Below are 21,212 nucleotides of genomic sequence, written 5' to 3'. Positions count from 1 at the left end.
ATGACTTTTTCCATAAAAGCAAGTATGTTTTAATTAACAATCATTTTTTTCTCAATTATTTTTGCTATAAAGCTGATTAACATCACTAAAATATAATAACAGCAAGCAGCAATAGACATTGGAAAAAAATAATTATATGTTTCAATTGATACAATTTGTGCTCTACGCATTAAATCCATTTCTCCAAGCATAGAAATAATGGCTGATTCTTTAATCAAATTTACAAGCTCATTTACTAATGACGGAAAGATATTTTTAACTGCTTGCGGCAGAATTATATCTTTCATTATTAAAAACTTTGGAATAGCAAGAGCTTCAGCCGCTTCAAATTGCCCTTTATCAACTGCATTAATACCCGCCCTGATTACTTCGGAAACATATGCTCCCGAATTAAGGGAAAAAGAAATAGTTCCCGCCATAAACACACTAAATTTAACGCCTATGATATAAGGTGAAGCAAAATAAATAATACTTAATTGAATTAATAAAGGGGTACCTCTGAAAATAGAAGTATAGAAATTTGCACAAAGCCTTAAAGCACGATTCTTATTTACCTTACAAATAGCCAATAGCATCCCTATCACTAAACCGAATATAACGGCAATAATGCTATATTTTAAAGTTACTAGAGTCCCTTCTACAATAAAAAGGATTTTTGGATAAAATTTTATTAAATACTCAAACATAAATTATTATAGATTTATTCCCATACGAATCAGCCTTATCGTTATTGCGAGGCGCGAAGAGACGTGGCAATCTAGGAAAAAAATGCTATAAATTTAGTATTTTTTAACTGGATTGCTTTGTCGAATTACTACATAATTCTTCTCGCAATGACGACTGGGAGTCTAAGCAACAATGCCTCTTCACAATGACGATTTGGTATCTACGAAACAACGACGCCAATTTTTGAAATTCACCGAGTATATACATTAATACACTCTTTTTGCTGGTGAAATTGCACTTATCTCATCGGTTAAAGTAGTTAGCGTTACAGGTTTATAATCAAGAACTACTTTACCTGCTTCATCGATAGAGCTAAGAGTATGTTGCATCCAATCTCCATCATTACGATCAGGATAATCTTCCCTAGCATGAGCTCCTCTGCTCTCTTTCCTTGCAGCTGCCGAATATACCGTAACCAAAGCTTGATCAAGTAGATTATCTAGCTCTAAAGCTTCTACTAAATCACTATTCCAAATTAAAGATTTATCGTTAATTTTTATATCTTTATAGCCACTTCTTATCTCACTAATCATGCCTGCTCCTTCGTCTAGTACCTCTTGAGTTCTAAATACCGAAGCGTGGCTTTGCATAGTTCTTTGCATTTTAAGCCTTAAATCTGCAGTTAAAATATTACCGTTATTATAACGAATTTTATCAAATCTATTTATAATTTTTTCAAGACTGTCTTCTTTTAACGGCTTATGGGGACTTGCCGGTTTAATAAGTTCAGCTGCTTTTAATGCAGAACTTCTACCAAATACCACTAAATCAAGCAAAGAATTTGAACCAAGCCTATTAGCACCGTGTACCGATACACAAGCTGCTTCACCGATTGCCATAAGTCCTTTTACTACGCTATTGTGCTTTTTAGCGTCTTTGATTATGACTTGACCATGGTAATTAGTAGGTATCCCACCCATATTATAATGCACTGTAGGAAGTACCGGTATCGGCTCTTTAGTGACATCAACACCGGCAAAAATTTTAGCCGTCTCAGAAATACCTGGCAAACGGCTATGTAAAATCTCAGGCGATAAATGATTTAAATGCAGGAATACATGATCTTTATACTTGCCAACTCCTCGCCCTTCACGAATCTCGATAGTCATCGCTCTTGAAACCACGTCTCTTGAAGCTAAATCCTTTGCAGCAGGAGCATAACGCTCCATAAAACGCTCTCCATTTGCATTAACGAGATATCCCCCTTCACCTCTAGCTCCCTCAGTAATAAGACAGCCCGCTGAATATATGCCTGTCGGATGGAACTGTACAAACTCCATATCTTGCAGCGGCAAACCTGCTCTAATCGCCATACCGCCCCCGTCGCCCGTACAAGTATGAGCAGACGTTGCTGAAAAATAAGCACGCCCGTATCCTCCCGTTGCAAGCACTACATTATGAGCTCTAAAACAATGCAATCTTCCATCATCTAAATTCCAAGCAACTACGCCTCTACATTCGCCTTCTTCCATCAATAAATCAATAGCAAAATACTCAACAAAAAACTGTACTTTATGCTTTAGTGACTGCTGATATAACGTATGAAGTATGGCATGGCCCGTACGATCTGCCGCAGCACATGTACGCTGAGCCGCTTTTCCTTTACCGTACTCTGTTGTCATACCGCCAAAAGGACGCTGATAAATTTTTCCCTCTTTAGTTCTTGAAAAAGGTACTCCGTAATGCTCAAGCTCTAAAATCACATCTGGAGCATTCTTGCACATATACTCGATGGCATCCTGATCACCTAACCAGTCTGAACCTTTCACTGTATCATACATATGCCAACGCCAATCATCTTCGCCCATATTCCCAAGAGCTGCACTAATTCCGCCCTGAGCAGCCACAGTATGACTACGAGTCGGAAATAGCTTAGTTATACAGGCGGTGTTTAACCCTTCTTTAGCCATACCAAATGCAGAACGAAGACCAGCTCCGCCTGCACCTACAACTACTACGTCAAATTTATGATGTATGATATTATACGCTTTGGTCATTAAATTAATTTTTATTATATATTTCAGTTATATCTATATTTTTATGCAACACTCTAAGTATACTAATTTCATTTTCAATTAAGCAATACAGTATTATATGGCTATTAAAAATTATTGATTTTATATTTTTAAAAATTTCCGGACGCTTTATCCCTATATTTGGAAAACTACAAATTTCTATACATTTATTATGTATTTGAGTTCAATATTTTCTGGCTATCTCTTGCCCCCATACTTCTTCACTATAATACTTTATTTGCAGCAAAGCATTTTCAGCAATTTTAGTTAATGTGTAAGACACTATCTTACTAATCATCCATCAAATCTAAAATTGATTTCTCACTAAATATATTATTCTCTGCTTGATATATTCCTACACTCATAGCTTGACACAGCAAGTCTAATTTAATACTTTGTGCTTTTTCAAATTTATCTAACAATCTTAAAGCTTCTGCTACTACCTCACTCGCATTACTATACATTCATGAATTAACTTTTGCGATTACTAATTCTTCTAGGTTATTGGTTAAGTTTATATCCATAATAAATTACCTTATAATTCATCCCCTATAAAACATCGCTACTACAAAAGCTGTAATAGTCACAATGCAAAATAATTGCACTATTATAATCAATATATTATGTAATTTGTGACAACTTATATAATCCTCAATCACTACACGCATACCAAGCATTGCATGATACAACGAAATAACCACCGTAATTAACAATGCTACTACGTTAAAAGGCTTTTTAAGCTCCCACATAATAATATTTATGTCATTATTTTTGTTAGTTAGCGTAAAATATATTAACCATATAGAACATAAAGCTAATATAATCCCCGTTACTCTTTGCGATAACCAATGATGAGAACCACTTTTAGCAGAACCGTTATTTTTTGCTTTTACAATTTCTACTTTAAAATCATATACCATTAATTTTCTCTAAACATATTTTGTATTAGTGTCATTCCTGCAAAAGCGGGAATGACACCAAAAACTTTTTAAAACCGTACAATCACATCTATATACTACGTAAATGAAGAATCGATAGATGAAGGTCAATTTCACAAAGAGCAAGGAGTGCACAAGGCAAAGAGCGGAACGTATACTTAATACGTGAGTACCACAGCTCTTTGAGAACGACGTAGCTAATTTTTGAAATTCACCAAGTATACTTTCATACCCATAGTAACATAGTTAATAATACAGATCCTACCACTACACACCAACCGGTGATATTCACTGCTTTTATAGAAAAGCCGTAACCGATATCCCAAAATAAATGACGAATACCATTACATAAATGATAAAACCAAACGTAGCTTACTGCTACTAAGCATATTTTTATAATACAGCATTTAGCAAGTTGTAAATAATTATTATCATATTTACTAAGAATCAACCACCACGCCAAAATTGATACTGCAAAAAACAAAGCTACGCCAGTCATACGATGCAAAATCGACAAAGTAGAGCTTATTTGCGGCTTATATATAGTTAAATGCGGCGAAATCGGACGCTTATTATAAATTTCTTGTTTGGTTTTAGTCATAATATTAATAATAAAAAACTTATATAACGTCATTGCAAGAAAAAACTGCAAATTTTGACAAAGCAATCTCAGGAGTTTGTTATTATTTCATGAGATTGCCACGCAGCCTATGGCTGCTCGCAATGACGATTAGGTATGGCATGACATCCTATACATTCATACACCACTAGGTCACTGACATCTATCTCTGTAACCAATACCCTTCTGCGGGCGATAAATCATCCGCTACTGCTCTTCTATCATCAAAGACGAAACATACACCTTGCCATAAATTATTCTTATTTTTCGTATCTTCTAAATATTGCAATATACCACCTTTCAAATGATACACCTCATCATAACCTATACTTTTAAGTAAGCTGGTGGATTTTTCACACCTAATACCACCTGTACAAACCATAGCAATTTTTTTACCTTTGAGCAATTCTTGATTCTTCTGAACCCAAGCAGGAAATTGCTTAAATGTTTTAGTATTAGGATTAATTGCCGATTTAAATGTACCGACCTCTACTTCATAATCATTACGGGTATCTATTACTATGACATTTTGTTTTGTGATAAATTCGTCCCAATCTTTCGGCTCTATATATTCGCCTTTAAACAAATCAACATTCAAATCTTCCACATTCATCGCTACGATCTCTTTCTTAAGCCTTACCTTCAACTTTTGAAAAGGATGAACATCACTATAATTTATTTTAACGTTAACATCTTTGGGACCTGTTAGCTTTATTAATTCTTCAAGTACAAGATTTACATTTTCGTATGAACCTGAAAAAGAACCGTTAAAGCCTTCATTAGCTAATAAAATAGTACCTCTAACATATTTTCTTTTACCGATAAGCAAAAGCTTTGGTATCAAATTCGCCGGTTCTTCTATATTAACAAAACTATATGCACTTAAAATTGCTATTTTTTCACTCATAAATTATTTAGGTATTATTATTGTTAACGTCATTTGCGAGGAAAAACTGTAAGTGTTGATGAAGCATCCAGTAAAAAATTCTGATTTACAGAATTTTTACTAGATCGCCGCGTCGCCTACGGCTCCTTGCAATGACGACAGGACTCTACACCACCGATAACGGCACAAACACACTTGTATCACCCCTTTCAATCAAGAGCAAAATATTTTGCTTATTTGATTTTTTAGCATTTTCATATAATTCTTCTAGCTTACTTATATCGTCTATGCTTTCCTGATTAATATTGGTTATCAGATCGCCAATTTTGAAGCTACTTTCTTCTTCATCAATATTAGTTATAACTATTCCCGTTTTATCTTGAGGAATAGTATATCTTTTTCTTAGTTCTTCAGTCATATTACTAAAAGTAATATTATGTTTAGTAATAGATAAACTATTTTTTTCTTTGTTTGTTATTTCTTCTTTATTGGTCTCTTCTGTAGAATCATTGGTAACTTCTTCATTATCTGAAGTAATCTTAATAGGCAATTCAAGCTCTTTTTTATCACGTAGTATTTTTAATTTTACTTCTTGATTAATAGGAGTATCTGCAATAATTACACGTAATTTTTTAGTGTTTTTAACCTGTATATCTCCAAACCCTATTATTATATCACCCGTTTTAATACCTGCTTTATCACCTGGACCGTCTTCTTGTACTTTAGCTACTAACACACCGTTAATGTCTTTAAGTCCTAGCCCTTCAGAAATGTCCTCAGTTAAATCTTGTATTGTTACTCCAAGGCGTCCTCTACTTACTTTTCCATCTTTCTTAAGACGTTCGATTATAGGCTTTGCAGTATTTGAGGGAATAGCAAAACCTATACCTATATTAGTACCGAGTGGTGAAAAAATTGCAGTATTTACACCGATTACTTTCTGATCCAAATTAAACATAGGACCGCCGGAATTACCATTATTAATTGCAGCATCCGTTTGAATAAAATTATCGACTATATTGTCTGTATCTATATCAATATCCCGCCCTTTAGAGGATATAATACCGCTTGTCACCGTACCACCTAGATTACCGAACGGATTACCGATTGCAATAACCCAATCTCCTACTCTTGCATCATTTGAATCTCCAAACTCAACAAAAGGTAAAGGCTCCTCACTATCTATTTTTAAGAGAGCTAAATCGGTTTTAGTATCGCTACCTATTAGCTTAGCAGATAATTCAGTATTATCTGCAAGCTTTATATTAATTTTATCAACATTTGCAATTACATGATAGTTAGTGACTATTAAACCGTTAGGCTCAATAATAAATCCTGAACCAAGCGGAACGCTTTTTGGATTTTGATCGATTTCTTCCAAATTCAATGGAATATTTAACTTTTCTAAAAAATCATTAATGAAGTATAAAGGATTTTTTTCTTGCAGTGGATCTTTCTCAGCATTTTCCGACTTACTATTAACATATTCTATTGTTGAAATATTAACAACTGCAGGAATTAACGGCTCAACTATATCAGCAAAACTATAACGAGCAGCTTCACTTACTTTTAAAGGTGCGGAATTTATTGCCGTAAATTCATTCTCTTCTTGATCCACTAATTTTAAAGACTTATTATTTTCTTTTGCTAAAATAACGTTACTTGATATTACAATTATTATAACAAGAACTATTTTCAGATTCATTATACTACTTAGTTAAATTAAGGTATTTTAAAACTTCAGCATCCGGTGAAAGCACAAAATTAGTATCTTCTTTCTTTAAAGAATTTTTATATACTAACAGTGATCTATAAAATTTGTAAAATTCTGGATCGACGGAATAAGCGGAATTATATATTTTTGCTGCTTTTTCATCGCCATCACCTTTAATAATTTGTGCATCTCTATAAGCTTTGGAGAGTATTATTTTACTTTCTTTATCTGCTTTTGAACGAATACGTACGCTCTCTTCTTGTCCTTCTGCTCTAATTTGGGTCGCTTCTTTTTCACGTGCCGTTTGCATACGACGATAAATAGCTGCACTGTTTTCTTTCGGTAAGTCTGCTCTTAAAATTCTAACATCTACAACATCAATTCCAAAGCTTTTAGCTTCTCCGTCTACTTGATTTAAGATATTTAGCATTACGTTACTACGTTCCTGACTTAAAAGACTACTTAACGAAATTTTACCTATCACTTTACGCATTGACGATTCAAGATTACGAGTCAACCTGATTTTCACACCTTGATAATCATGTACCGTTTTATAAAACATGACAGGATTATTAATTTGGAATTTAGCATAAGCATCAACAATAACTCGTTTACCATCAGCAGCCGTTAATTCTTTTGCCTCAACCTCAACATCTAAAAGACGCTTATCAAAAAATTCAACATTTTGAATAAATGGGATTTTAATATTTAGTCCTGGATTTTCTATAGTTCTCACTGCCTCACCAAACTGGAATACCACAGCAGACTGGCGTTGATCAACTGAAAATAAGGAGCTAAAAATCAGTATCATCCCAAAAACAATTGTAAAAATTATATAATAAATCTTTTGTTGCATTTAATATTCCTTGTTGTGTTTTTATTAGCTCCGTCATTTCGAGGAGAGGTAAAGCCTCGACGCGGCAATCTCAGGAGTTTGTTATTATTTCATGAGATTGCCACGCGCGCAGCCTACGGCTGCTCACAATGACGGTATAACCGCCTTTATTTTATAGCCATGTGCGGTAGTAGTGCATTATTAATAATAGTTTTATTTGAACCGCCTAATATCTCTTCGACTACTTCTAAATATAACCTATCTCTAGTTACTTGCCTACCTATAGTATATTGTTTATAAATAGCATTAAATCTTTGGCTATCACCTTCTGCTTTTGATATAACTTCTTCTCTATAACCTTCTGCTTCTTGTATAATCTTTGCGGCCGCTCCTCTAGCTTCTGGTAAAATCTTATTATTATAGGCTTGAGCTTGATTTATTTCTTTTTCTTTATCTGCTTTTGAAGTTTGCACGTCTCTATAAGCGTCTATTACTTCGGCAGGTGGCTCAGCTTTTAATAATTGTACTTTCTCAATCATAACACCAGCATTATAACTATCCAGTATCTTTTGTGCTAATTTTTCTATTTTGTAAGTAATTTCTTGCTTTTGATCAGATAATACCCAAGAAATAGGAGTATTGCCTATTACTTCTCTAACAGCACTTTCGACTGTTGCTTTTACTGTTGCTTCAGGTCTTTGTACGTTAAAAATAAAATTTTCAAGGTTATTAATATGCCACATTACGTCACAATTCAAAGCAACAATATTTTCATCACCGGTAAGCATTATACTTTCACCAGAAATGTTTCTAGTATTATCGCCACCGCTACGTGCCGAGCTATTTGTACGATAACCAATCTCAATTCGGCGTGATTGTTTAACTTTCTCAACTATTATCTTTTCAAAAGGGGCAGGTAAATGATAATTAAGCCCGGGGTAGCCCTTACGTACAAAACGCCCAAATCTTATTACCGCTGCTTCTTCACCTTCTTTTATTTCATAAATACCCGAAGCAAGCCATAAAGCAATCACTGCGACAACAGCTAAAATTATTGTTTTAGCATTGAAATTAAACTGGAATTGAAATTTATCAAAATTAAATTGATTTTTACGCGGTCTTGTGAATATGTTATCGTCTTTATTAGAATCAAAATCTTGCCATGGGGATTTTTTTAAAATTGAGCTATATTTTTTACTAAGCATTTGCTTTTTGATATTATTTTAAGGATTTAAGTGATTATATATATAATAGCATATAACGTCAAGTTACGAACTTAAACAGCCTTAAAAAGGAAATTTAATTATGGCGGATTTACACCAAAAGCAAATTATTGATAAACTTCAGCATATTACCTTTAAAGACGGTACTTTTTTAAATAAAATTATATCAGATATTATAATTAAGGGTAATAATATAGGTTTTTCCATAGATATATCAGGTAAAAACAAGTTAGAAGCCGAAGAAATCAGACTTAAGGCAATTAATAAACTTAGCGAGATTTCGGAAGTAAATAAAATAACAATTGTTTTTACCGAAAGTAAACCGATAGAGCAAAAAACTCAAAAACCAAAGCATATTGTAGAAAACGTAAAAAAAATTATCTTAGTAGCATCAGGTAAAGGCGGAGTCGGAAAATCTACAATATCAACTCTTATTGCTCAGCAATTGAGTCTAGAAAAATACCGAGTAGGAATAGTGGATGCCGATATTTACGGTCCGTCAATTCCACATATAGTCGGCATTAACAAAGTACCGAAAACAACAGATGGACGAATAATACCGATAACGGTAAAAAGCATCCAAGTTGTTTCTATAGGCTTTTTTGTTAAAGACCATTCAGCAATTATTTGGCGTGGTCCTATGGCTAGTAAGACCATTTATCAATTATTATCAGTAACAAAATGGGATAATTTAGATTATCTCATTATTGATATGCCGCCGGGAACAGGCGATATTCATTTAAGCCTTTTAGAGAATTATCATTTAGACGGCGTAATAATCGTAACAACACCGCAAAAAATATCAGAGATAGATGTAATACGTTCTATAGATTTGTATCAAAAACTTAACTTACCTATTTTGGGAATAATTGAGAATATGAGTTATATGTTTGAAAATAATAGCGGCGGGCATTTATCGCAAAAATATAATATTCCCCTAATCGCTCAAATCCCGATTATGCCGCAAATAGCCGATGCTTGCGATAAATCACTACCTCTAACAGATTTATTAACATTACCTTTAAAAGAATATTTATTATGAAAATATGGGTTATTGCAGATGATAGAACAGGCAACACAAATCAGGCTATTGCACTTGCCGAAAAATTAACAGAAGAATATACAACAATTAGGCTTGAATATAATTGCTTAGCTAAACTACCGAATTTTTTACTAAAATATTATCCTATTCATATAAAAAGTGAATTATTACAGGATATTTTGGCTAAGTCCCTGCCTGACATAATAATTACTGCCGGCAGAAGAACAGCAGTTTTAGCATTTTATTTAAAAAAGAAATTAGACCTCTTGTATAACGTAGCTAATAAGAAGAAATTTGTAGGATACACGAAACGCAGCACCGCAGCGTACACTTTAGTACGTGAGGATGCAAGTACCGGATCAACGCACAAATTACCCTTAGAAGCAAGTGATGCAAGAGGTCTAATTAAAGATATCAAGCTAATACAAATAATGCATCCTAATCTTCCCTATAATACATTTGATGCCGTTATTCTGCCTTATCATGATTCAAGTAATAGCCAAAATGGCATCCCATGGCTTGACCACATGATCCAAAAAAAAATTAAAGAAGACTGGATTCCGCGATCAAGTCGTGGAATGACAATCCCCATCAACGGAGCTATCAATAACGTAACCGAAAAGTGCGCTGCGGCAAACTTGGAACTCCAAAAACATTATCCCAATCTTAAACAATTTATTGCCGTGATAATCGGTGGAAATAATAAAAAATTCAATTTCAACGAAGATGAAGCAAATTTATTTTCTTCATTATTAAATAAAATATATACTAATCAACAAATACCGTTTTTCATTAGTTTCAGCAGACGTACACCACAAACCGTAAAATCAATTATTAAAAATAATATGCCGGCTTCCGCAATTATTTATGACCCGAATGAAGAAGCGGGCTATAATCCTTATATAGCTATGCTTGCTAATGCAAAATATATAATCTCTACTGCCGACTCGATTTCAATGTGCAGTGAAGCAGCATCAAGCGGCAAACCTCTTTATATATTCTACCCACCAAACTTTAATTCCTCAAAACATAAGATTTTTGTGAAGCAATTAGTAGAACAAAAAATAGCAAGAATTTTTGATGAGTCAGTTATTTCTCTAGAAGAATATAACTATAAACCTTTAAATGAAGCAGAAAGAGTAGCGGAAATTCTTAAATCTTTAACCAAAAGCTGGTAATTATATGGATAAAGATATACAATCATATATATTCATTAAGAAGCTACAATCTTTGCCGTTTGTCGACGAAATATGGCTTTGCGGCTCTCGTGTAGAGGATATAACGAGGAGCGTTCCGATATTGATATTGCAATTATCTGCTCTAATATTACAGATCAAAAATGGCTAAAAGTTATGGATATTATAGAGAATGCAGACACGCTTTTAAAAATAGATTGTGTAAGATTTGAAAGTACTAAAATAAGTCCTGAACTTTATGAAAAAATATTAAAAGAGAAAAAATTATATATGTCAAAAATAAACCTTAAACTTGAAAAGTTTCGTAAAGCTTTTATGACGCTTGAAGATATCTATTTAAAACCGGTAACAGAAGATAGAGCTTATATTGACGCAACAATTCAAAGATTTGAATTTACTTTTGAACTTGCTTGGAAGTTTTTAAAAGAATATTTTTCTTAAACAGACACAATTCTTCACTATCCTAAAGAAGTGATTAAAGAAGCTTACTCAGCTGAAATTATAAATGATGAAGATTTATGGATTTATATGCTTACTGATCACAATATGACATCTCATACTTACGATACAAAGCTTGCCGATGAAATATATAGCCGAATCAAAAATTATGTTCCTGAACTTAAGAAGTTACTAAATATACCTAAAGTAAATAAAGAGTTGGTAAACGAAAATCAACTTCAAAAAGAGCAAGGAGTTCACTAGGCGAGGAACGCAGCGTATACTTAATACGTGAGTACCACAGCTTTTGTAAAACGACGATGCCAATTTTTGAAGTTCATCGAGTATACAAAGACTTTATGATACCTTGCAGTGTTTGAACTTCAGGGGAAGAGAGACTATTGATACGTGTAAATATATTAGTGATATTTTGCTGCATGGCAGGTTTTTTATCAGGAGCTTTGAAGAATCCAGCTTTATCGAGTTTGCCGAATAAATTTGTTAAAAAATGATTCATTTCTTCTTTAGTAGCTAATTTTTGAATATTATGTATATCCTCTCTAGGCTTAGAATTACGGAACAATTCATAGCAGATAATAATAACTGCTTGAGCGATATTTAACGAGCTAAATTCGGTTGTGTTAATAGTGATAATCTTATTGGCGAGTGCGACTTCTTCATTGCTAAGACCATTATTTTCCCGCCCAAACATTATCCCCACTTTTTCAGAATTTGGATAATCTAAAGGCAAATTTTGTGAAAATACATAATCTTTATTCATAGCCCTTTTAATACAAGTAGTAGCGTATAAATATTCAAGGTCTTGAATGCTATCCTCTAGGTTATCATAAATTTTTGCATTATCTATAATATTAACCGCTCCGACTGCATTACTACGTGCTTGCTCATTTGGCCAGCCATCTCTTGGAGCTACGATTCTAAGCTCACTTAAGCCAAAATTCTTCATTGCTCTTGCAGTAGCACCGATATTCTCACCCATTTGCGGGACAACTAATATTATAACCGGATTCATTTAAACTCTCATAACATGACAAGTATAAGCGATTGCTATAGCGTCAGCTTCATCGGAATTAGTAATTAAGGAAGTGCCGGGCAGCAAAAGCTTTATCATATGCAAAATTTGGTCTTTCTCTGCATGCCCATAACCGGTCACGGTTTTTTTTACTGTATTTGGTTTAAATTCCTGCATGTCCAAATTATACCTACCGAACAGCGACATTATCGCACCTCTAGCATAGCCAAGCTTTAACGAAGTCACGCTATTAGTATTAACAAATGTTTCTTCAATCGCTGCCATATTTGGTTGATATTCTAATATTACTTTTTCTAATGTACTGTTAATAAAGGCGAGTCTATTATGAATTTCATCTTGACTATTTGTTTTAATAATACCGCTAGCTAAATATTTTAGTTTTGTCGACTGCCTTGCAACTACCGCCCATCCAAGACTCCCAAGTGCCGGATCAATCCCAAGTACTATCATGATTACATATACCGTGTCACCCCGTGGTCAAGCCACGGGGTCCATAAAATAATTTTAAAAATACTGAATCCCGTGGTCAAGCCACGGAGTGACAGCTTCATATCTTCATATACTGATAAAAATCTGGGTTATTTTCCCACAGTTCACGCACTTTAACAAATAAAAATAAATGAACAGGAAAGCCAAAAAACCGCTCCATTTGCATTCGAGATTTTGCTCCTATCTCTCTGATTTTCGAGCCGTTTTTACCGAGTATTATAGTTTTATAGCTCTCTCTTGAGACTACTATAACTTGATTAATCTTTACGGATTTGTCTTTAAGATCTTCCCACTTTTCGGTTTGTACGGTTAATTTATAAGGTAGCTCTTGCTGCAAATTAAAAAATAATTGCTCTCTTGTGATTTCTGCCGCAATAAAACGCATCGGTAAATCCGTTATGTCGTCTTCTGCATAAAGCCAAGGAGAAATTTTTGCCTTACCTGTTATATATTCAAGTAATCCATTAATATTTTTACCCGATAAAGCAGATATAGGAAAAAGCAAACTATCAGGATGATTTTCCATTAAAAAAGCTTTAATGTCATCTCGAGATTTTGATTCGATGTCTATTTTATTCAATAAAAATATCGGAACAATATTAAGTGAGCGCAGCTTATCTAAAATATCGTGCGTTACATCATCAAACGGTTTTAAACTATCGATAATTAACATTACTAAATTCGCACTATGCAAACTAGACCATGCACATCTTACCATTGCTTTCTCTAAGCTTCCTTTCGGCTCAAATATACCGGGCGTATCGTATAAAATTACCTGCGTATCTTTTAAGGTAATAATACCGGTAATAATTGACCTAGTCGTTTGAACTTTTGGGGTAACAATTGAAAGTTTTTCACCGATTATTCTATTTAGCAAAGTAGACTTCCCGCTATTTGGTCGTCCAATTATACAAACCGAAATTGTTTTCTGATTAGACATCTTTAAGCCTGTGCAATAAGTCTCGTGCTGCGTTTTTTTCGGCTTCTTTTATAGAGTGTCCTGTACCTGTTTGTTCATAATCTTTTACTTTTACAAGAACCGTAAAAGTGGATGAATGGGCAGCTCCTTCTCTGTTTATCAGACGGTATATAGGTAGGTGATGGCGACTCGCTTGAGCCCATTCTTGTAAAGCAGTTTTTGGGTCATAATCCGTTAAATTCTGAATTTTTATAAATTTTGTCCATAATTTCCCGATAATATTACGGGTTATTTCAATATTGCTATCAAGATATATAGCTGCAATCAAAGCTTCCGTAGCATTTTCTATATTATTAGGATTATCACGCCCTCCTGCTACTTCTTCACCATGAGTCATAATTATATAATCTTTTAAAGTTAGCTTGGTCCCAACCACGCATATTGTTTCTTTGCAAACTAAATATGATCTAACTTTAGCTAAATTCCCCTCATTATAATTGGCAAAATTTCTAAATAAAATTTCCGTGACTACTAAATTTAATACAGCATCACCTAGGAACTCTAATCGTTCATAATCTTTATCATACTTATACTCATGATGTTGTCTTAAAGATGGGTGACTCAACGCCTCTATTAAAAGCTCTTGATTTTTGAAACTATAGCCAAGCAGCTTTTCTAACTTCTCAAATGATTTCATTACTCATCCGTGTTATAAAGATCTCTGAAAATTCGATTTAACCTAACAGATTCAATCCATGGCTTTAACCTTAGTACTAGATTAATAACTCCTATATCATTATCCCACCAAGTTATTTTTGTTGAGAACCAAATAAATTGTGCTTTAGCAATAAAATTTTCAAACGGTACAAATCCAAGATTTACTCTACTATCATTTGACTGATCTCTATTATCCCCTAAAAAGAAATATTTCCCTTCAGGTACATAAAAAATATCCGTATTACCGTATCTATCATTATATATAACGCCAAAAATAGGAGCAAGCTTATAAGAAAAATATGTTCTACCGTTTGGCAAGATTTCTTTAAACTTCAAATATTTTATTCCTTCTTCGCTTATATAAGTTCCAACTTCCGTGCGTTCTATTTTTTTATCGTTAATATATATTACGTCATCAATCAATTGAATTTTATCGCCGGGTAGCCCTATTAAACGCTTTATATATCTAACATTCATATCATTAGGCGGACGAAAAACTACAATATCGCCACGCTCCGGTTCGCGAGCAAATATTCTCCCTTTAAAAAGAGGAATAAAATCAAAAAAAGATAAAGAATAATTACTATAACCATAACTATATTTCGTAGAAAATATATAATCATTCTCAAGTATGGTTGCTTTCATAGAACCGGTCGGAACGGTAAACGGCTCCATAATAAGTATTCTAATAAGTAAAGCGATACATATTACAAAAGCACAAGACCCCCACTCTTGCTTAGCTGTTCTATTAGTGTTGGATTTTGTATTATCTGTTTGCATAATCTCTGAATTATTTTTAAATTGAAATCGTCATTGTGAACGACTGTAAGCCTTGTTGCATGGCTTCCGTCATTGCAAGGAAATTACAAAGTAATTGACGAAGCAACCTCAGGAATTTATTATTTCATGAGATTGCTACGCTATAACTCTTTATCCTCTCCTCAATCTCGCTTCTAAAATGGCGTATCAGCCCTTGGATTGGCCAAGCTGCCGCATCACCTAAGGCACAAATAGTATGCCCCTCTATTTCTTTCGTAACATTAAGAAGTTCGTCGATCTCGGATTTTTGGGCATTACCTTTAACTAGCCGCATCATAACTCGCCACATCCAGCCCGTACCTTCACGGCAAGGAGTACATTGCCCGCATGATTCATGCATGTAAAATTTACTAAGGCGTGCTATTGCATAAATAATGTCGGTAGATTTATCCATAACTATAATACCACCTGTACCAAGTCCGGAACCTGCGGTTCTTAAACTATCAAAATCCATATCCACTTCACATAATGACTTAGGAAGTAAAGGCACGGAAGAACCGCCAGGAATTATGGCTTTAAGATTATCCCAACCGCCTCGAACACCGCCGGCATATTTCTCAATCAATTCTTTTAACGAAATTCCCATTGCCTCTTCAACATTGCAAGGCTTATTAACATGCCCAGATATGCAGAAAATCTTAGTACCGGTATTGTTAGGCTTACCGATAGAAGCAAACCAACTAGCTCTTCGTCTTAAAATGGTCGGCACTACTGCGATAGACTCAACATTATTTATAGTAGTCGGGCAGCCATATAGCCCAAATCCAGCAGGAAAAGGCGGTTTTAAACGAGGCATGCCTTTTTTACCCTCTAAGCTTTCAAGTAATGCCGTTTCCTCACCGCAAATATAAGCCCCCGCCCCACGGTGTAAATAAATATTACAATCAAAGCCTGAACCGCAAGCATTCTTTCCTATTAACCCGTCTTTATAAGCCTCATCTAAGGCACGCTGAATATTAGAAGCTTCATTATAAAACTCACCTCTAATATAGATATAGCAATCATTCGCTCCTATAGCAAAGCTTGCAAGCAAGCAACCTTCTATTAATTTGTGCGGCTCAAACCTTAATATATCACGATCCTTACAAGTACCAGGCTCAGACTCGTCGGCATTTACTACTAAATAGCAAGGCTTCTCTGAATTTTTGGGCATAAACGACCATTTCATACCGGTAAAAAATCCGGCACCGCCTCGCCCTCTAAGCCCTGATTTCTTGATCTCTTCAATAATAAAGTCTCTACCTTTATCAAGCAAAGCTTTAGTATTATCCCAATCACCTCGCTTCTTGCTAGATTTCAAATCATGGATTTGCTCCCCATGTAGGTTAGTAAAAATTTTGTCTTCTTCTTTTAGCATAAACTATTCTCGTTATGGCTTAAAAACATCATTGCGAGGAAAGACAAGCGTGACTCGAAAATTGTCATTGCGAGCAGCCGTAGGCTGCGTAGCAATCCAGAAAAAATAATAAAAAATTCTTTAAATCAGAATTTTTTACTGGATTGCTTAGTCAATTTACTATTGTAAACTTCCTCGCAATGACGAAAAAACTAGCCACACAGGCGATGCCTGCTTGCAATGACGATTTTTTACCTTTCTATTACTTTTTTATTAAACTTTCTATTAGCGAACATTGTAAGTATCGGGGCGGAGATAAAAATTGACGAATAAGTACCGGCTATTATCCCAAAAAATACAAGGACGCTAAAACTACGGATTGCCTCACCGCCGAAAAGAATAAGGGCTAAATTGGCAAGTAGCGTGGTAATTACTGTTAAAATAGTTCTTGATAAAGTCTCATTAATACTTAAATTAATAATTTTCGTGATATTTTTTTTATGATATTTACGTAAATTTTCTCTAATCCTATCATATATTACTACCGAATCATTAACGGAATAACCTATAATAGTTAACACTGCTGCGATAGTGCTTAAGTTAAAATCAAGCTTTGTCATACTCATAAACCCAAGCGCGAGTATTACGTCATGCACTAAGGCGATAAGTATACCAAGACCGAAAGACCACTCAAAACGCACCCAAATATAAACCATAATAGCTAAGCAAGAGAATAGCATAGCCATAGCCCCCGCTTCTATTAGCTGCCTACCGACTTGCGGACCAACAAAATCTACCTTACGATATTCAAACTTATACGGAAAATTACTTTGCAAAGATGCTTTAATTAACTCAATATTTTTCATGAGATTTTCTTCGCTACTAATACCGAATCTAATCGATAAATCACGCTCACTACCGAAATTCTGTAAGACCACCTCACCTATTCCAAGCTCACCTAGAACCCTTCGCATTTTTGGTAAATCAGGAGCTTGATCAAGCCTTACTTCAATAACTATACCGCCGGCAAAATCAATACCAAAATTAAATTTATATATACCGATCCAAATACAGCTAATGAGTGATAAAATAATTGAGAAACTGTAACTAACTTCTTTAAAGTTCATAAAATCAAAATCGATTTTATTAGGTAAAAGTCTTAAAGGATAAATTTGCATTATTAATATTTCGTTGAATAAAAGTTATATACTGCTTGTATTGCAAGAATTGAATTTTATTTTGAGAGGTGAGCACCAGCAACCTATACTTAATAGGTGAGGATGCGAATCCTTGATAAAATGAAAGAACAATTCTTGAAAGATAAGTAGTATATTTGTATTATATAGTAAATTCAAAAAGGTTAAACGATTTTTTATGTCAGAAGTAGTAGTAAAAGAACAATTAGAGCAATATATAAGCAAAATAGAAAGATTGGAACAAGAAAAAGCTGATTTGTCTCAAAAAGTAAAAGATATTTTCCAAGATGCTTTTTCGCATGGTTTTGATGTTAAAGCTATGAAATCTATATTGAAACTAAAGAAATTGGATAAAGATAAACTGGCCGAGCAGGATGCTATGCTTGAACTTTATAGAGATACTTTAGGGATTTAGTAGGTTTGCTTGCATATCGTCATTGGAAGGGAAATGTCGAATTATCCTCAGCCGCCTATGTCATTCCCGCAGAGGAGGAAATTCAGAAAAAAATATATAAATACAGCAAATTTTTGAAATTAAAAACTTGATTATCTTGCTTTACCCTAGATTCCCACCTACGCTGGAATGGCATCGAGTAGGTTTTTTAATCCATGCAACAATGCCTTCAGTTGCTTGCAATGACGTATTGAGTAAATGAAGAATCGGTAGACGAAGGTCAATTTCAAAAAGAGCAAGGAGTTCAAAGTCCTCAGGGCAGCAGTTACTTCATACATGAACACCGCAGCTCTTGTAGAACGACGTATCCAATTTTTGAAACTCACCAAGTATATTTAAGATTTTACTGCTTTGGTTCTAGCAATAGGGATATGTCTCTCTTTAATTCTAGCTGACTTACCGCTTCTATTTCTTAAATAATAAAGTTTAGCACGACGCACTACTCCGTATTTTACTACATCAATAGAGTGTACTATCGGCGAGTAAGTCATAAATCGTCTTTCGACACCTTCACCATGGCTAATTTTACGTACTAAGAAAGATGAAGTAATACCGCGATTTCTTTTTGCGATAACTACACCTTCATAAGCTTGAAATCTTTCCGTTAATTTTTCCTTACCGTCTTTCTCAATAGATCTATCAATAATTTTAACAGTGACCTTAACTGTATCGCCGGCTTCAAAATCAGGAATTTTTTTATTTGCAGTAATCCTTGAAATATTTTCCTGTTCAAAGCGGTCAATAATATTCATTTTTTTACTCCTTAACTCTATCAATCTTTAAGTAACTCCGGACGGCGTAATTTAGTAATCATACGTGATTGCTCTTTTTTCCACTCATTAATTAGCCTGTGGTTACCGGACAATAAAACACTCGGTACAGTTCGATCACGCCAAATTTCAGGTCTTGTATATAAACCGCATTCAAGCCCGCCCTTAAATTCCCCGTCTTCTTCAAAAGACTCAGAAGATAAGGTATTTTGGTTCATTAAAACACCTGGCAGTAGTCTAATTAAGCAATCGAGAATGGTGAGCGTAGGTATTTCTCCGCCGGATAAAATGTAGTCGCCTACACTAATTTCTTTAACATTATACTCTTCAATTACACGTTCGTCAATCCCTTCGTAACGTCCACATAAGAATATAAGGTTTTTATTTTTTAACATCTCCTTAGCAAAGCTTTGAGTAAAGACTCTACCGCGAGGTGAAGGATAGTAAATTCTAGCATTAGGATTTAAAGATAAAGCGTGTTCTATAGCGTTACCAAGCACATCAGGACGCATTATAAGCCCGTCACCGCCACCATAAGCTTCATCATCAACATTTTTATGCTTAGTTAGACCGAAATCCCGAATATTGATAACATCATACGACCAAATATTTTTATTCAGTGCTTGCCCTGCTAAAGAAGCCCCTAGAGTCCCAGGAAACATTGCAGGAAAAACGGTTAGGATTGTAGCGTGAAGTATAGACATACGCTTAAAATAGTAGCCAGTACCAATTAATGCAATAAAATTATAATTTAATTATTTACCACACCCACCTGTCCTATAATTTTCTTTTCTTTGTTTTTTAGCAGCAGCTGTTGCACCACTCCTAAATGCTTCAGCTTTTTGTTGGTTCGTTTTATGAGCTTGATCGCTTTGAAATTTTTGAAATTCTGCTTTCTGAGCAGTTTCTATATAACGACTTTTTATTTTCTCTAAGTGTCTCATAGCATCTTTATCTAAACTAATACCTGCTTCTTTTGCTTGCTGCTCTATTTTGCATACTGTCTTATAACCTGCTGCTGCATTTTTAGCTATAACTTGCCTCTGCATAAACCCACTCTAGAATCTTTCTTCATTGTATCATTATATGGATTTATCTTATTATTTTTAATCTCCTTTATTTGTGTTTCTGCTTTCTTTCTATCAAAATCTTCCGGCATAACTTCCTCCCAAATTCAAGTTAAAAATATAGCTATAGTTGCATATATTTTATTTCAAAAAAAGTTAATAAAGAAAATATAGAGATATAAGTAATTAATAATTAACTAATTTGTGTTATAAAAACTTCATCACTTCCTCAGCGATGATTAGCTCTTCGTTTGTCGGCACAGCAAAAACTTTAACCTTACTGCTTTCAGTACTTATTAAATGCTCGTTTTTTTGGTTTTTTGCATCATCTATTTTAATGCCTAGCCATGCAAGTTTTTCGCTAATCATCTCACGTATTACAGCAGAATTCTGTCCGACACCGGCAGTAAAAATTAGACAATCAATCCCCTCAAGTGCAGCAGTTAACTTACCTATTTCAAGTACAATACGATACACGAATAAATCTATAGCAAATTTAGCATCAGGTGAGTTACTGACAAGCAAAGTACGCATATCGGAGCTTTCGCCGGATATACCCAGTAACCCCGACTTCTTATATAATAACTCGGTTATTTCTTTCGTAGTCATTTTCTCATGATCGATAAGATACAACAATATTCCGGGATCAAGGTTACCTGTCCTTGTACCCATCATAACACCGTCGAGTACGCTAAAGCCCATAGAACTTGTTAGACTAAGACCGTTTTTAATAGCACATAGACTACTACCGCTTCCTAA

General features: G+C 34.4%; 23 protein-coding genes and 2 pseudogenes. 4 read left to right on the top strand and 21 right to left on the bottom strand.

Features of this window, described 5'->3' with window-relative positions:
- Positions 1 to 29: 29 nt before the first annotated feature.
- From A452_RS0100460 to hflK, 9 genes are all read right to left on the bottom strand, one after another.
- The gene (locus A452_RS0100460) at positions 30 to 686 is read right to left on the bottom strand and encodes an amino acid ABC transporter permease (RefSeq protein ID WP_014413189.1); all 657 of its coding nucleotides are present in this window, start codon (positions 684 to 686) and stop codon (positions 30 to 32) included.
- 246 nt (positions 687 to 932) lie between these two features.
- Positions 933 to 2,723, bottom strand: coding sequence for a succinate dehydrogenase flavoprotein subunit (gene sdhA / locus A452_RS0100455; protein WP_014413190.1), 1,791 nt, complete (start codon positions 2,721 to 2,723; stop codon positions 933 to 935).
- Positions 2,724 to 3,031: 308 nt separating this feature from the next.
- The gene (locus A452_RS10315; RefSeq protein WP_014413192.1) at positions 3,032 to 3,205 is read right to left on the bottom strand and encodes a hypothetical protein; all 174 of its coding nucleotides are present in this window, start codon (positions 3,203 to 3,205) and stop codon (positions 3,032 to 3,034) included.
- 78 nt (positions 3,206 to 3,283) lie between these two features.
- On the bottom strand, positions 3,284 to 3,661 hold the full coding sequence (sdhD, locus tag A452_RS0100440; protein ID WP_014413193.1) for a succinate dehydrogenase, hydrophobic membrane anchor protein: 378 nt from the start codon (positions 3,659 to 3,661) through the stop codon (positions 3,284 to 3,286).
- 244 nt (positions 3,662 to 3,905) lie between these two features.
- The gene (gene sdhC, locus A452_RS0100435; protein ID WP_014413194.1) at positions 3,906 to 4,280 is read right to left on the bottom strand and encodes a succinate dehydrogenase, cytochrome b556 subunit; all 375 of its coding nucleotides are present in this window, start codon (positions 4,278 to 4,280) and stop codon (positions 3,906 to 3,908) included.
- Between the two features lie 181 nt (positions 4,281 to 4,461).
- Positions 4,462 to 5,205: an oxygen-dependent tRNA uridine(34) hydroxylase TrhO gene (trhO, locus tag A452_RS0100430; RefSeq protein ID WP_014413195.1), complete on the bottom strand. Its 744-nt coding sequence runs from the start codon at positions 5,203 to 5,205 to the stop codon at positions 4,462 to 4,464.
- Positions 5,206 to 5,350: 145 nt separating this feature from the next.
- Positions 5,351 to 6,892 carry a Do family serine endopeptidase gene (locus A452_RS0100425; RefSeq protein WP_025999527.1) on the bottom strand — a complete coding sequence of 514 codons (1,542 nt, stop codon included), beginning with the start codon at positions 6,890 to 6,892 and terminating at the stop codon, positions 5,351 to 5,353.
- Position 6,893: 1 nt separating this feature from the next.
- Entirely contained in the window at positions 6,894 to 7,754 is an 861-nt protein-coding gene (hflC, locus tag A452_RS0100420) for a protease modulator HflC (RefSeq protein ID WP_014413197.1), read from the bottom strand.
- A 146-nt stretch (positions 7,755 to 7,900) separates the two neighbouring features.
- Entirely contained in the window at positions 7,901 to 8,938 is a 1,038-nt protein-coding gene (gene hflK / locus A452_RS0100415; protein WP_014413198.1) for an FtsH protease activity modulator HflK, read from the bottom strand.
- Between the two features lie 100 nt (positions 8,939 to 9,038).
- On the opposite strand from hflK, the gene A452_RS0100410 reads away from it, so the two are divergent.
- The 3 genes and pseudogenes from A452_RS0100410 to A452_RS09210 all read left to right on the top strand — a co-directional run bounded on the left by A452_RS0100410 (position 9,039) and on the right by A452_RS09210 (position 11,896).
- Entirely contained in the window at positions 9,039 to 9,998 is a 960-nt protein-coding gene (locus A452_RS0100410; protein ID WP_014413199.1) for an Mrp/NBP35 family ATP-binding protein, read from the top strand.
- Positions 9,995 to 11,176, top strand: a complete 1,182-nt coding sequence (locus A452_RS0100405; protein WP_014413200.1) for an ELM1/GtrOC1 family putative glycosyltransferase — start codon at positions 9,995 to 9,997, stop codon at positions 11,174 to 11,176. The genes A452_RS0100410 and A452_RS0100405 overlap by 4 nt, the downstream gene beginning before the upstream one ends.
- A gap of 72 nt (positions 11,177 to 11,248) precedes the next feature.
- Positions 11,249 to 11,896, top strand: a pseudogene (locus tag A452_RS09210) (HI0074 family nucleotidyltransferase substrate-binding subunit).
- Positions 11,897 to 11,969: 73 nt separating this feature from the next.
- Here A452_RS09210 and A452_RS0100390 read toward each other — a convergent pair.
- The 7 genes from A452_RS0100390 to secF form a co-directional block, all read right to left on the bottom strand.
- The gene (locus A452_RS0100390; RefSeq protein WP_014413203.1) at positions 11,970 to 12,665 is read right to left on the bottom strand and encodes an RNA methyltransferase; all 696 of its coding nucleotides are present in this window, start codon (positions 12,663 to 12,665) and stop codon (positions 11,970 to 11,972) included.
- Complete coding sequence (gene ruvC / locus A452_RS0100385; RefSeq protein ID WP_014413204.1) at positions 12,666 to 13,136, bottom strand: crossover junction endodeoxyribonuclease RuvC; 471 nt, start codon at positions 13,134 to 13,136, stop codon at positions 12,666 to 12,668.
- A 97-nt stretch (positions 13,137 to 13,233) separates the two neighbouring features.
- Complete coding sequence (era, locus tag A452_RS0100380) at positions 13,234 to 14,115, bottom strand: GTPase Era (RefSeq protein ID WP_014413205.1); 882 nt, start codon at positions 14,113 to 14,115, stop codon at positions 13,234 to 13,236.
- Positions 14,108 to 14,791, bottom strand: coding sequence for a ribonuclease III (rnc, locus tag A452_RS0100375; RefSeq protein WP_014413206.1), 684 nt, complete (start codon positions 14,789 to 14,791; stop codon positions 14,108 to 14,110). Before rnc ends, era begins: the two co-directional genes overlap by 8 nt.
- Entirely contained in the window at positions 14,791 to 15,591 is an 801-nt protein-coding gene (gene lepB / locus A452_RS0100370) for a signal peptidase I (protein ID WP_014413207.1), read from the bottom strand. The genes rnc and lepB overlap by 1 nt, the downstream gene beginning before the upstream one ends.
- 124 nt (positions 15,592 to 15,715) lie before the next feature.
- Positions 15,716 to 16,987: an NADH-quinone oxidoreductase subunit NuoF gene (gene nuoF, locus A452_RS0100365; RefSeq protein WP_014413208.1), complete on the bottom strand. Its 1,272-nt coding sequence runs from the start codon at positions 16,985 to 16,987 to the stop codon at positions 15,716 to 15,718.
- Positions 16,988 to 17,217: 230 nt separating this feature from the next.
- Positions 17,218 to 18,144, bottom strand: coding sequence for a protein translocase subunit SecF (secF, locus tag A452_RS0100360; RefSeq protein WP_014411999.1), 927 nt, complete (start codon positions 18,142 to 18,144; stop codon positions 17,218 to 17,220).
- Positions 18,145 to 18,340: 196 nt separating this feature from the next.
- Here secF and A452_RS0100355 point away from each other — a divergent pair, with 196 nt between their 5' ends.
- A complete protein-coding gene (locus A452_RS0100355) occupies positions 18,341 to 18,577 on the top strand; it encodes a DUF2312 domain-containing protein (RefSeq protein WP_014412000.1) in 237 nt (78 codons plus the stop codon).
- 374 nt (positions 18,578 to 18,951) lie between these two features.
- Here A452_RS0100355 and rplS read toward each other — a convergent pair whose 3' ends face one another.
- From rplS to A452_RS07760, 5 genes and pseudogenes are all read right to left on the bottom strand, one after another.
- A complete protein-coding gene (gene rplS / locus A452_RS0100350) occupies positions 18,952 to 19,368 on the bottom strand; it encodes a 50S ribosomal protein L19 (RefSeq protein WP_014412001.1) in 417 nt (138 codons plus the stop codon).
- A gap of 20 nt (positions 19,369 to 19,388) precedes the next feature.
- Positions 19,389 to 20,090 carry a tRNA (guanosine(37)-N1)-methyltransferase TrmD gene (trmD, locus tag A452_RS0100345; protein ID WP_014412002.1) on the bottom strand — a complete coding sequence of 234 codons (702 nt, stop codon included), beginning with the start codon at positions 20,088 to 20,090 and terminating at the stop codon, positions 19,389 to 19,391.
- A gap of 51 nt (positions 20,091 to 20,141) precedes the next feature.
- Positions 20,142 to 20,435 (bottom strand): hypothetical protein, encoded by a 294-nt coding sequence (locus A452_RS0100340; protein ID WP_014412003.1) that lies wholly within the window; start codon positions 20,433 to 20,435, stop codon positions 20,142 to 20,144.
- The gene (locus tag A452_RS12425) at positions 20,417 to 20,545 is read right to left on the bottom strand and encodes a hypothetical protein (protein ID WP_014412004.1); all 129 of its coding nucleotides are present in this window, start codon (positions 20,543 to 20,545) and stop codon (positions 20,417 to 20,419) included. Before A452_RS12425 ends, A452_RS0100340 begins: the two co-directional genes overlap by 19 nt.
- 115 nt (positions 20,546 to 20,660) lie before the next feature.
- A pseudogene (locus tag A452_RS07760) lies at positions 20,661 to 21,212 on the bottom strand (acetate/propionate family kinase); the annotation flags it as partial.

Origin of the sequence: Rickettsia australis str. Phillips, assembly GCF_000273745.1 — a bacterium.
Classification (GTDB): domain Bacteria; phylum Pseudomonadota; class Alphaproteobacteria; order Rickettsiales; family Rickettsiaceae; genus Rickettsia; species Rickettsia australis.
This window is presented reverse-complemented; position numbering and strand designations above follow the sequence as displayed.